9 protein-coding genes are annotated in these 12573 nt (G+C 39.5%); 7 read left to right on the top strand and 2 right to left on the bottom strand.

Features of this window, described 5'->3' with window-relative positions; translation table 11 throughout:
* Positions 1-356: 356 nt before the first annotated feature.
* A complete protein-coding gene (nadC, locus tag NRL14_RS06340) occupies positions 357-1202 on the bottom strand; it encodes a carboxylating nicotinate-nucleotide diphosphorylase (RefSeq protein ID WP_033023262.1) in 846 nt (281 codons plus the stop codon).
* A gap of 766 nt (positions 1203-1968) precedes the next feature.
* Here nadC and ampD point away from each other — a divergent pair.
* The 7 genes from ampD (at position 1969) to NRL14_RS06305 (ending at position 11816) form a co-directional block, all read left to right on the top strand.
* Positions 1969-2523, top strand: a complete 555-nt coding sequence (ampD, locus tag NRL14_RS06335) for a 1,6-anhydro-N-acetylmuramyl-L-alanine amidase AmpD (RefSeq protein ID WP_306724250.1) — start codon at positions 1969-1971, stop codon at positions 2521-2523.
* Between the two features lie 13 nt (positions 2524-2536).
* Complete coding sequence (gene ampE / locus NRL14_RS06330) at positions 2537-3388, top strand: beta-lactamase regulator AmpE (protein WP_306724249.1); 852 nt, start codon at positions 2537-2539, stop codon at positions 3386-3388.
* A 352-nt stretch (positions 3389-3740) separates the two neighbouring features.
* Positions 3741-4490, top strand: coding sequence for a pyruvate dehydrogenase complex transcriptional repressor PdhR (pdhR, locus tag NRL14_RS06325; RefSeq protein WP_002957764.1), 750 nt, complete (start codon positions 3741-3743; stop codon positions 4488-4490).
* A gap of 88 nt (positions 4491-4578) precedes the next feature.
* Positions 4579-7245: a pyruvate dehydrogenase (acetyl-transferring), homodimeric type gene (gene aceE / locus NRL14_RS06320; RefSeq protein ID WP_306724248.1), complete on the top strand. Its 2667-nt coding sequence runs from the start codon at positions 4579-4581 to the stop codon at positions 7243-7245.
* Between the two features lie 10 nt (positions 7246-7255).
* Positions 7256-9175 carry a pyruvate dehydrogenase complex dihydrolipoyllysine-residue acetyltransferase gene (aceF, locus tag NRL14_RS06315; RefSeq protein ID WP_306724247.1) on the top strand — a complete coding sequence of 640 codons (1920 nt, stop codon included), beginning with the start codon at positions 7256-7258 and terminating at the stop codon, positions 9173-9175.
* 205 nt (positions 9176-9380) lie between these two features.
* Entirely contained in the window at positions 9381-10805 is a 1425-nt protein-coding gene (gene lpdA, locus NRL14_RS06310) for a dihydrolipoyl dehydrogenase (RefSeq protein ID WP_007378726.1), read from the top strand.
* 324 nt (positions 10806-11129) lie between these two features.
* Positions 11130-11816, top strand: coding sequence for a tRNA-uridine aminocarboxypropyltransferase (locus NRL14_RS06305; RefSeq protein ID WP_007378727.1), 687 nt, complete (start codon positions 11130-11132; stop codon positions 11814-11816).
* A gap of 1 nt (position 11817) precedes the next feature.
* Here NRL14_RS06305 and NRL14_RS06300 read toward each other — a convergent pair whose 3' ends face one another.
* Positions 11818-12333, bottom strand: coding sequence for a hypothetical protein (locus NRL14_RS06300; protein WP_008136817.1), 516 nt, complete (start codon positions 12331-12333; stop codon positions 11818-11820).
* Between the last annotated feature and the right edge of the window lie 240 nt (positions 12334-12573).

Below are 12573 nucleotides of genomic sequence, written 5' to 3'. Positions count from 1 at the left end.
GTTATTTCACGTTAACTTTTGAGTGTTGACCACAAAAGCTATAAATTCATTGTGTGCTACTACGTTGTATCAATCAAATTATACGTTAGCAATGAATACTAGACACTTGATAAAATAATTTAGTGTATTTAGTTTTTAAACTAAATTGCCAAGTAACTATTTTGGCTGAACTTATAAAATAAGTTGATACAACAGTGCGAGTCTAGCACTGTTTATTGTTATTTAGCATACGTATTTAATGTTAAAGGTACTTTATTTAACAAAATATTAAAGAGTAGTCCTTTTTTACTATTAAATGCTCAATTATTTAAAATGTCAATGAATTAGCTATGCTTAAACCTTTTTTAGCGTGTTTTTTATTCAAAACGCATTGATAAATCGATTGATTGTAAATTTTTTGTAAGCGCACCACTTGATATAAAGTCAACACCCGCTTGAGAATAGGTTTTGAGTGTTTCTAGCGTCATATTACCAGAGACCTCAAGTTTGGCGCGTTTATGCGTTAATGTAACTGCCTGCTTAATTTGCTCAATGCTAAAGTTATCAAGCATTATAATATCAGCGCCAGCGTGAATAGCTTGATTTAGCTCATGAAGTGATTCAACTTCGACTTCAACTGATTTATTAGGATGGTTCAGTTTTGCTTGAGCCACTGCTTTATCAATTGTGCCACAGGCTGCTATATGGTTTTCTTTAATTAAGAACGCATCAAATAAGCCAATACGATGATTTGCACCACCGCCACATTTTACTGCGTATTTTTGTAATGCGCGAAGCCCTGGTATTGTTTTGCGAGTGTCGAGTAGTTGTGTAGTGGTACCGCTTAACTCTTTTACATAATGCGCTGTAGTAGTCGCTGTACCTGATAAGGTTTGCACAAAGTTAAGTGCAGTACGCTCGGCAGTTAATATTGAACGTGCTGAACCAGTGGCTGTAAATAATGTGCTGTTTGCTTTAATTACGTCGCCATCATTTACGAGTACGGCTACTTTTACAGTCGGGTCTACTTGTTTAAATACTTCAAGGATGATGTCTTTTCCGCAAAAAACGCAGTCTTCGCGCGTTATTACTTTGGCATTTGCTTGCTCGTTTAGTGGGATCAGTTGTGCGGTAATATCGCCATCTTGCGCGGTTTGGTAATTTAAATCTTCGTCGAGTGCAAGAGTAACAAGTTGACTAATTAAGGTGTGCGAAATAGACATAGCAAAGCTCATAAGCGTTAATAAATTAAGAAAATTTTACTATGTTTGTAGATGAAAGAGAAGCGATTGGCTTTGTTCCGATATAAAGATAAGCGCGCGAAGTAAATTTGCACCTACGGTTTGGTGTATGTTGTAGGTGAGGTTTTACACCTCGCTTTTAATTTAAAAAGCTACGTTACATGAGCGGACGTAAATTCGCACCTACGGTTTGGTGTATGTTGTAGGTGAGGTTTTACACCTCGCTTTTTAAACACCCAAGCTACGTTAAATAAGCGGACGTAAATTCGCACCTACGGTTTGGTGTATGTTGTAGGTGAGGTTTTATACCTCGCTTTTTAAACACCCAAGCCAAGTTACATGAGCGGACGTAAATTCGCACCTACGGTTTGATGAATGTTGTAGGTGAGGTTTCACACCTCGCTTTTTAAACACCCAAGCCAAGTTACATGAGCGCAAAGTAAATTTGCACCTACGGTTTGGTGTATGTTGTAGGTGAGGTTTTACACCTCGCTTTTTAAACACCCAAGCTGCGTTACATGAGCGGACGTAAATTCGCACCTACGGTTTGGTGTATGTTGTAGGTGAGGTTTTACACCTTGCTTTTTAAACACCCAAGCTACGTTACATGAGCAGACGTAAATTCGCACCTACGGTTTGGTGTATGTTGTAGGTGAGGTTTTACACCTCGCTTGTTACTATCATTGTTTTAATAAATCCTTTAGCATCAGCGATATGTATATCTTGATATTTATATAGCAAACGTATCATGAAAATAGATTTAAGTGGTATTTTAAGTACGGTAGTGCAGCGGCCTTGTTCGCATTTTGATGAGCGCCCTGATGAGGCTGATATTTCTTTATTGGTGATTCACAATATATCATTGCCAGCAGGGCAGTTTGGTACACCTTTCGTTGATGAGTTATTTATGGGTAGCATTAACTGTAATGCTCATCCGAGTTTTAGTGACTTAAAGAATTTACGTGTATCTGCCCATTGCTTTATTAAGCGCACCGGGAATGTTTTACAATACGTGCCATTTAATAAGCGCGCATGGCACGCTGGCTTATCTGAATTTGAAGGGCATGCGGCGTGTAACAATTTTAGCATTGGTATTGAGCTTGAAGGAACTGACACCACTCCTTATACTTTAATGCAATATAATGCGTTAGCTGTTTTGAGCAAATCAATAATGCAACGCTATCCAAAAATAACGCCTTCACGTATTGTGGGGCACTGCGATATTGCTCCAGGGCGAAAAACCGACCCAGGTAGTAGCTTTAATTGGCAATTGTTTTTAAATATGCTTGAGCAATCAAGCTAAGAGAGTAACTACAATGATTTTGGTTTCTATAATAATTGCACTAATACTTGAGCGTCTAGGTGCTCGGTCTAATTATTGGCAAATAAGTTATTACGCAAATGGTTATTTAAATCGCTCTAATAAATTACTTGGTGATAAGGGCTTATTTAGCTCAACACTGGGATTTTTAGTTTGGCTTGCACTCCCTGTTATAGCTATAGCGCTAGTTTATTGTTTGTCAGATTTTGTATTGTGGCAGTTGGGTATTAACATCGCGGTACTTTTAGTGTGCTTTGGTTGTGCTAAGCAGCGTGCTTTATATAAATCGTATTTAAATGCGTTAACGCGCGACGATGGTACTGCAGCATCTTTATATGCACTACAAATAGGGCAAAAACGTACTGAAGCGCAAGAAAACGGTGAAACTTTTGGGCAAACATTGGCGTGGGTAAATTTTAGATTTTACTGCGCGGTTATTTTTTGGTTTGTTGTTTTAGGCGCGCCAGGTGCTGTTTTATATGCATTAGTACGTACTTTAGCTGATTTAGTACGAGAAGATCATAAGGTAATATTTGCTAAGCGTTTTAAGCTTATACATAAACTATTGTTTTGGCTCGACTGGTTACCTGCACGTATTACCAGCTTTGGTTATTTAGTAATAGGTAACTTTAATAAAGGCACGAGCTGTTGGCTACGTTACGTACTTAACTTTAAATCTCCAAACCGAGAAGTCGTAACATGTACTGCACTGGCTGCTGAGCAAGTTGAAAAGCGTTATTACGGCTGTACCTACGAAGCCACTTGTATGATTAAGCTTGTTAAGCGCAATGTATTATTTTACTTAGTACTTATAGCACTACTTACATTATTTGGTGGGCTGTCTTAAGTTAATACCTTTTTAATAAAGTACCTTATGCAATGTAAGGTGCTTTAATCTCTTCCTGCAATTTTTAAACACAATAAAATAGAGCTAATATTCTAAATCCATCTGGTCAGACCAATTGTTTTCATCCTATTAGCGTTATAACAATTTTTGTAAATTGCGCATTGTTTAATCTTCGTTCAAAATGCGTTACGCTACTGCCAACGTATAAATACACTGTAAATTGACAGCTATTAGGCTTTTTGATACCGTATTGAAAATTTTTGGTATGACCAATTTACCTTTTGGGTAAATCATACGACTTAAAGCCCCGTTTTGTGGGCTATTGGTATTTATACAACGCGGACGTTGATTCATGTCTTTAAAGATTAAAGCAGCAAAATTATCTGATGTTATTTTACAGCAACTTGAGAACATGATTCTTGAAGGCTCGTTAGCACCAGGTGAAAAGTTGCCACCAGAGCGTGAACTAGCAAAGCAATTTGAAGTGTCTCGCCCGTCACTACGAGAGGCAATTCAAAAGTTAGAAGCGAAAGGTTTAGTTACGCGTCGCCAAGGTGGCGGCACGTTTGTAAAAAATCAGCTCGAAGAAGGGCTTACTGATCCACTTTTTGATTTGATTAGTAAACACCCTGAGTCGCAGTTTGATTTACTTGAATTTCGTCATGCATTAGAAGGGATTGCTGCTTATTACGCAGCACTGCGCGGGACCAGCAACGATTTTAGCAAAGTAAAACAAAGCTTTGATGAAATTGCCTTAGTTAATGATGATTTACAGCAAAAAGCAAAAGCAATTAATGCATTTCACTTTAGTGTGGCTGAAGCTTCGCATAATGTCGTGTTATTGCATTTAGTTAGAGGTATGAAAGCGCTGCTTGAGCAAAATGTACTGCAAAATTTAACTGTTCTATTAAAAAAGTCAGATATTAGCAGTCAATTAGCCCAACACAGGCGTTTATTAATGGATGCCGTAATTGACGGTAATCCAGAACAAGCCCGTTTAGCAAGTAATGCGCACTTAGCATTTATAGAAGAAGCATTGCTTGAAGCAGGCAAAGAACATTCGCGAATTGAACGTAGTTTAAGACGCACTAAACAAAATTAAGTTAGTACATAATTACTTTGAACACACATTAAGTAGCTGTGATATTAAATTAACAATATTCGTATTTTAAACATAAGGAAACCTCCATATGTCTGAAGTCAATAAAATTGACGTAGACGCGCTAGAAACACAAGAGTGGTTACAAGCTCTTGAATCAGTTGTGCGCGAAGAAGGTGTTGAACGAGCTCAGTTTTTACTTGAGCAAGTATTAGAGCAAGCCCGTTTAGACGGCGTTGATATGCCAACGGGTATTACCACGAACTACGTTAATACTATTCCTGTAGATCAAGAACCTGCTTACCCGGGTGATGTAAATCTTGAGCGTCGTATTCGTTCAATTATCCGTTGGAACGCGATTATGATCGTTCTACGTGCATCTAAAAAAGATCTCGACTTAGGCGGCCATATGGCGTCTTACCAATCATCTGCTGCATTTTATGAAGTGTGTTTTAACCACTTCTTTAAAGCACCAAATGATGTAGACGGTGGTGACTTAGTTTATTACCAAGGTCATATTTCTCCGGGTATTTACGCACGTGCATTTGTTGAAGGGCGTTTATCGGCTGCGCAACTAGATAACTTCCGTCAAGAAGTTGATGGCGAAGGCTTACCATCGTACCCTCATCCTAAGTTAATGCCTGAGTTTTGGCAGTTCCCTACGGTATCAATGGGCTTAGGTCCTATTTCATCAATTTACCAAGCACGCTTCTTAAAATACTTAGATGGTCGTGGCTTAAAAGACACTAAAAATCAGCGTGTATACGCGTTTTTAGGTGACGGTGAAATGGATGAGCCAGAGTCACGCGGTGCTATTTCTTTTGCTGCACGTGAAAAACTAGATAACCTTTGTTATTTAGTTAACTGTAACTTACAGCGCTTAGACGGCCCAGTTATGGGTAACGGTAAAATTATTCAAGAGCTAGAGGGCTTGTTTAAAGGCGCTGGCTGGAACGTAATTAAACTAGTGTGGGGCAGCGGTTGGGATATTCTTCTAGCTAAAGACACAACGGGTAAATTACTACAGTTAATGAACGAAACTGTGGATGGTGATTACCAAACATATAAAGCGAAAGATGGCGCGTACGTACGTGAAAACTTCTTTGGTCGCTACCCTGAAACAGCTGCACTTGTTGCGGACATGACAGATGACGAAATTTTCGCGCTTAAGCGTGGTGGTCATGAATCGTCAAAACTATTTGCTGCATTTAAAAAAGCAGAAGAAACAAAAGGTCGTCCAACTGTAATTCTTGCTAAAACTGTAAAAGGTTACGGTATGGGGGAAGCAGCTGAAGGTAAAAACATTGCGCACCAAGTGAAAAAAATGGACATGTCGCATGTTGCACATTTACGTTCACGCCTTGGCCTTGATGACTTAGTATCTGAAGATCAATTAAAAGAATTACCATACCTAGAGCTTGAAGAAGGTTCACCTGAGTACAAGTACTTACATGCGCGTCGTGATGAGCTTAAAGGTTACACACCTAAGCGTATTCCACGTTTTAGTGAAAAACTTACGTTGCCAGAAGTAGACGCATTCAAGCCGCTACTTGAAGAGCAAAAACGTGATATCTCTACCACTATGGGCTTTGTTCGTGCACTTAATATCTTATTAAAAGATAAGGGCATTGGTAAAAACATCGTACCAATTATTGCCGATGAAGCGCGTACATTTGGTATGGAAGGTTTATTCCGTCAAATTGGTATTTACAACCCACATGGTCAAAACTATACGCCGCAGGATCGCGATATTGTTTCTTACTATAAAGAAGCGACTTCAGGTCAAGTACTGCAAGAAGGTATCAATGAGTTAGGTGCTATGTCGTCATGGGTTGCTGCTGCAACTTCATACAGCACTAACGATTTGCCAATGATCCCATTCTACATTTACTACTCTATGTTTGGTTTCCAACGCGTTGGTGACATGGCATGGATGGCGGGCGATCAACAAGCACGTGGTTTCTTATTAGGTGCTACAGCGGGTCGTACAACGCTAAATGGTGAAGGCTTGCAACACGAAGATGGTCACAGTCATATTCTTGCTAATACGGTTCCTAACTGTATTTCTTATGACCCAACTTACGCGTTTGAAGTTGCAGTTATTGTACAAGACGGTATTCGTCGTATGTACGGTGACGACCAAGAAAATATTTACTACTACCTAACGCTTATGAACGAAAACTACCATCAGCCAGCTATGCCAGAAGGCGCTGAAGAAGGTATTCGTAAAGGTATTTATAAGCTTGAAAGTTACGCAGGTAAAAAAGCCAACGTACAGCTATTAAGCTCAGGTACTATTATGACTGAAGTACGTAAAGCCGCTACGATTCTAAGCGAAGAGTATGGCATTGCGTCTGACGTGTTCTCAGTAACGTCTTTCAACGAATTAACGCGTGAAGGTCAAGATGTTGAACGTTTCAACATGCTTAACCCTGAAAGCGAGCAAAAAACAGCATATATCACAAGCGTATTAAACGACTCTGTGACTGTTGCAGCAACGGATTACATGAAAAACTACGCTGAACAAGCGCGTTCATTTATTCCAAGCAGCAACTACAAAGTGCTAGGTACAGATGGTTACGGTCGTTCTGATAGCCGTGAAAACCTACGTCGTCACTTTGAAGTTAACGCGGGCTACGTTGTTGTTGCTACGTTATCTGAACTTGCTAAACGCGGTGAAGTTGAGAAGTCAGTAGTTGTTGAAGCACTTAAAAAGTTCAACATCGACACTAACAAACTTAACCCACTGTACGCATAAGAGGTTTGCAATGAGTATTGAAATTAAAGTACCTGATATTGGTGACGACGAAGTAGAAGTAACCGAAATATTAGTAAGCGTTGGCGACAAAGTAGATGTGGACCAATCACTATTAAATGTTGAAGGCGACAAAGCATCAATGGAAATACCTGCTTCGCAAGCGGGTACAGTGAAAGAGATTAAAGTAAACGTTGGCGACACCGTTACAACGGGCTCTTTAGTGTTTTTGTTTGAAGGCGAGAGTGAAGGCACTGGCTCGACTAATGCATCAGCCGCTGCTCCAGCTAAATCTGAAGAGGCAGCACCTGCTGCTTCTACAGGTTCTTCAATTAAAGAAGTAACCGTACCAGATATTGGCGATGACGAAGTTGAAGTAACTGAAATCATGGTTGCTGTTGGCGACACCGTTGAAGAAGAGCAATCTATCTTAAACGTTGAAGGCGACAAGGCTGCAATGGAAGTGCCAGCACCATTTGCTGGAACGGTTAAAGAAATTAAAGTAGCCGCTGGCGATACAGTTAAAACAGGCTCGTTAGTGTTTGTTTTTGAAGTAGCAGGAAGTGAATCTGCAGCACCGGCTAAAGAGTCGGCTCCTGTAGAAGCGCCAGCAGCTAGCTCAACAGCAAACGCAGCACCAAGTACTAAAGAAGTTAATGTACCTGATATTGGTGGCGATGAAGTTGAAGTAACTGAAATTATGGTTGCCGTTGGCGATGAGGTTTCAGAAGATCAATCAATCTTAAACGTTGAAGGCGACAAAGCCGCAATGGAAGTACCCGCTCCATTTGCAGGTACGGTTAAAGAAATTAAAGTAGCCGCTGGCGATAAAGTATCGACTGGCTCATTAATTTTTGTATTTGAAGTTGCAGGCAGCGCGCCAGTAGCAGCATCTGCACCAGTTGAAAAATCAGCACCTGCAGCAGCGGCTAAAACTGAATCGGCTCCCGCTCAAGCAGCACCTGCAAAAGCAAGTAATGAAAGCTTCACAGAAAACAGTGCGTATGCTCATGCATCACCTGTTGTTCGCCGTTTAGCGCGTGAGTTTGGTATTAACCTAGCTAACGTTAAAGGCACTGGTCGTAAAAACCGAGTGGTTAAAGAAGACGTGCAAAACTATGTTAAAACACTGGTTAAGCAAGTTGAATCTGGTCAATTATCAGCAGGTAGTAATGCTGGTGGCAGCGAGCTTGGTCTAATTCCATGGCCTAAAGTAGATTTTGCTAAGTTTGGTGAAATTGAAGAGAAAAAACTATCTCGCATTCAAAAGCTATCAGGCAAAAACTTACACCGTAACTGGGTACAAATCCCACACGTTACACAGTTTGACGAAGCTGATATCACCAGTCTTGAAGTATTTCGTAAAGAGCAAAATGCACTTAGCGAGAAGAAAAAGCTGGGTGTTAAAATCACGCCACTTGTGTTTGTAATGAAAGCAGCGGCTAAAGCACTTGCAGACTTCCCAACATTTAACTCTTCACTGTCTAACGATGGCGAAAGTTTAATTCTTAAGAAGTACATTAACATTGGTGTTGCTGTTGATACGCCAAATGGTTTAGTAGTGCCAGTGTTTAAAGATGTTGATAAAAAAGGCATTATTGAATTATCACGTGAACTAATGGAAGTATCTGTTAAAGCCCGTGACGGTAAGCTTACATCGTCTGATATGCAAGGTGGCTGTTTTACTATCTCTAGCCTTGGCGGTATTGGCGGTACGGCATTTACGCCGATTGTTAATGCGCCAGAAGTTGCTATTTTAGGTGTATCTAAATCTGAAATGAAACCTAAATGGAATGGTAAAGAGTTTGAACCTAAACTAATGGTTCCACTTTCTATGTCATACGACCATAGGGTTATTGACGGAGCATTAGCTGCACGCTTTACTGTGACTCTTGCAAGTTACATGAGCGATATTCGCCAGTTGGTGATGTAACCAGTTTAGAAAAATTGGTATACGCAATAAAATAAATAGAATCAAATCCCAGCCAGTTGTTTTTAGCTGGGATTTTTACCATTTGCAATGATACAATCTTTGTACGAATTGCATCACTTTGTGCGCTGCTCACTCTTTCTGCCTTGCAGAAACATGGCAGTTAAATTTTAGGGCAGTGTCCCGTTCAAACAATTAAGGTAAAAGCATGAGCAACGAATTAAAAACTCAAGTTGTTGTACTAGGCGGTGGTCCTGGTGGTTATTCTGCGGCTTTCCGTGCTGCTGACTTGGGCTTAGAAGTTACATTAGTAGAATCTCGCGAAACATTAGGTGGCGTATGTCTTAATGTTGGTTGTATTCCTTCTAAAGCACTTTTACACGTAGCTAAAGTGATTGATGACGCAGCTGAAATGTCATCTCACGGTGTTACTTTTGGCGCACCAAAAATCGATCTTGACCAAGTTCGTACTTGGAAAGATTCTGTAGTTGGCCAGTTAACTGGTGGACTAGAAGGCATGGCCAAAATGCGTAAAGTGAAAGTTGTATCTGGATACGGCAAATTCACTGGCAGCAATACTTTAGTAGTTGAAGGCGCAGACGGCGCTACAACTATCACGTTTGATAACGCGATTATTGCAGCAGGCTCTAAACCAGTTAACTTACCTTTCATCCCACAAGATGACCGTGTAATTGATTCAACTGGTGCACTAGAGCTTAAAGACGTACCAGAAAAATTACTTGTACTTGGTGGTGGTATTATCGGCCTTGAAATGGGTACTGTATACCGTGCGCTAGGTTCTGCAATTGATGTTGTAGAATTTGCTGATCAATTAGTACCAGCAGCTGATAAAGACATCATCAAAATTTACCAAAAATACGTAAGCAAAAAATTCAACGTAATGCTTTCAACTAAAGTTGTTGGTGTTGAAGCTAAAGAAGACGGCTTATACGTAACGTTTGAAGGTAAAAACGCACCAGCAGAACCAGTACGTTACGACAAAGTACTTGTTGCAGTTGGCCGTACTCCAAACGGTAACTTACTTGATGCTGAAAAAGCGGGCGTAAACGTTGATGAGCGTGGCTTTATTAATGTTGATAAGCAATTACGTACTAATGTAAGCCATATTTTTGCAATTGGTGACTTAGTTGGCCAGCCTATGCTTGCGCATAAAGCGGTTCATGAAGGTCATGTTGCTGCAGAAGTTATTTCTGGTCAGAAGCATTTCTTCGACCCTAAATGTATTCCTTCAATAGCGTATACTGACCCAGAAATCGCTTGGGTAGGTGTTACTGAGAAAGAAGCAAAAGAGCAAGGCTTAAAAGTTGAAACTGCGGTATTCCCGTGGGCAGCATCTGGTCGTGCAATTGCATCTGCTCGTACTGAAGGTTCTACTAAACTTATCTTTGATAAAGAAAGTGGCCGTATAATCGGTGGTGCTATGATCGGTATTAACGCGGGCGAAATGCTTGGCGAAATCGGTTTAGGTATTGAAATGGGTGCAGATGGTGAAGACTTAGCGCTTACAATTCATGCTCACCCAACATTGAACGAATCAATCGGCCTTGCAGCTGAAATTTTTGAAGGTTCGATCACTGACCTACCAAACAAAAAAGCAGTTAAAAAGAAGTAATTTAACTCTTTAGCATTTGTTTGAAAAACCCAACTTAGGTTGGGTTTTTTTATGTCTGATTTTTAATTTGAGAGATGTTGAATTAATTTAATGATACCAATCTGCTTATATATGGGGTCTATTTAACGTTAAGAAAATTACGCTAGAACTAGGCAAAATTTTTTGTATCTAGTTGTTCTAAATAAAAAAATTTTAACGAAGTTATAGTGCAATTTAATTCGTTAAATTGATCAAAGATTTATGCAGGTTGGTATGGCTATAAATATAAGATTAAATAACAAGAAGTCGTTACAATGCGCGCTTAATTAATTGAAGGTAAATACAGTGAAAAACTCAGTTTTAGCATTACGCGCTCAACAAATAAGTGAATCCCGTCGAGAGTTTAATGCTCGAGGCGGTAAATTAGATCGCTGTGAGCAATGCTTAATAGCTAAGCACTACTGTATTTGTAAAGGTGTTGAACAGGCTGATTGTACGGCTGCGGTCTGTTTATTGATGTACCATAATGAAAGCTTTAAACCTTCAAATACAGGGCGTTTAATTGCTGAAATAGTGCCAGATAACCACGCTTTTAGATGGGACAGAACAGATCCTAACCCAGCGCTTTTAGCTTTAATAAATGATTCGCAGTATCAGCCAATGGTCGTGTTTCCCGCTGAAGATGTAGAAGAGGGCAGAGCTATTACCGAAGTGAGTATTGAATTAGGTAAAAAGCCGCTATTTATATTTTTAGATGGTACGTGGCGAGAAGCAAAGAAAATGATTCGTAAAAGTCCCTATTTAGATAACCTGCCTGTACTTTCTGTTACTGCTGATAAACTATCTGATTACCGATTACGTGTAGCCCCTCATGCGCATCAACTAGGCACTGCTGAAGTGGCTATTATGGTGTTAGCCCTTGCTGGCGAAATGGATGCATCAACAAAGCTTGAGCAACATTTTATAAAGTTTCGCGATGCGTATTTATTAGGTAAACGTAATAAAGGCAGGCCTGAGTCTGATCAGAGCTAACTTAAGCCGATTGTTTGCTCGTGTATTCTAAGTAAGCTATCGCTTTATTTTGAAGTGCTGTAAAATTTTCTTCAGATGTTAACTTTACAACTGTTTCATATAGTTGATTCATACTTGTATGCACTTGACTAAATGAATGGAAGTCACTGCTTTCCATTTTTTTTGCTTCTTCTACTCTTTTTAAAAAATACTTATTAATATTAACTTTACCATTAAAATTTGTGCGGCCTATTGCATTTGCTAGCTTATTTAATTGATAACTAAATTCGTCATCACGGGCGGTTTCACCTCTTTGGGTTGTTCTGATATCACTTTCTAATTGAATAATAACGTTGAGTATCGTTTTAAACTCACTCATAGACATGTTAGAAAAATCGAATCCTTCTGGATTAAACAAAGCAGAATAAGGATTTTCTTTTGGGGTAGGTGCCGTAAAAATACAAATATACTCTGCTGTGCTATTTACTGGGCTATTAAGTGTGGAGACGTTTTTACTCGATTTAAAATTTATATCCATAAACTATTTATGTTCCTTCATATAAGTTGTGCTCTGAAGCTGATGAGATTGCTATTTCCTCTATTATTAATATGTTTGACTTAATGACCTATGCAAAGAAAAGCGCGCTCTATCTCTAGGCGCGCTTGCGGAATCTTCTAATTTTTTGCATCCTGCAATTGAACTTAATCAACTCCAATTTTTACTAATCCATGTTATTACAATATTACTTTTTAGTTCTATGTAATCTAGGCTATCCGG

Source organism: Pseudoalteromonas sp. 20-92, from assembly GCF_030847595.1.
GTDB lineage: Bacteria > Pseudomonadota > Gammaproteobacteria > Enterobacterales > Alteromonadaceae > Pseudoalteromonas > Pseudoalteromonas fuliginea.
This window is presented reverse-complemented; position numbering and strand designations above follow the sequence as displayed.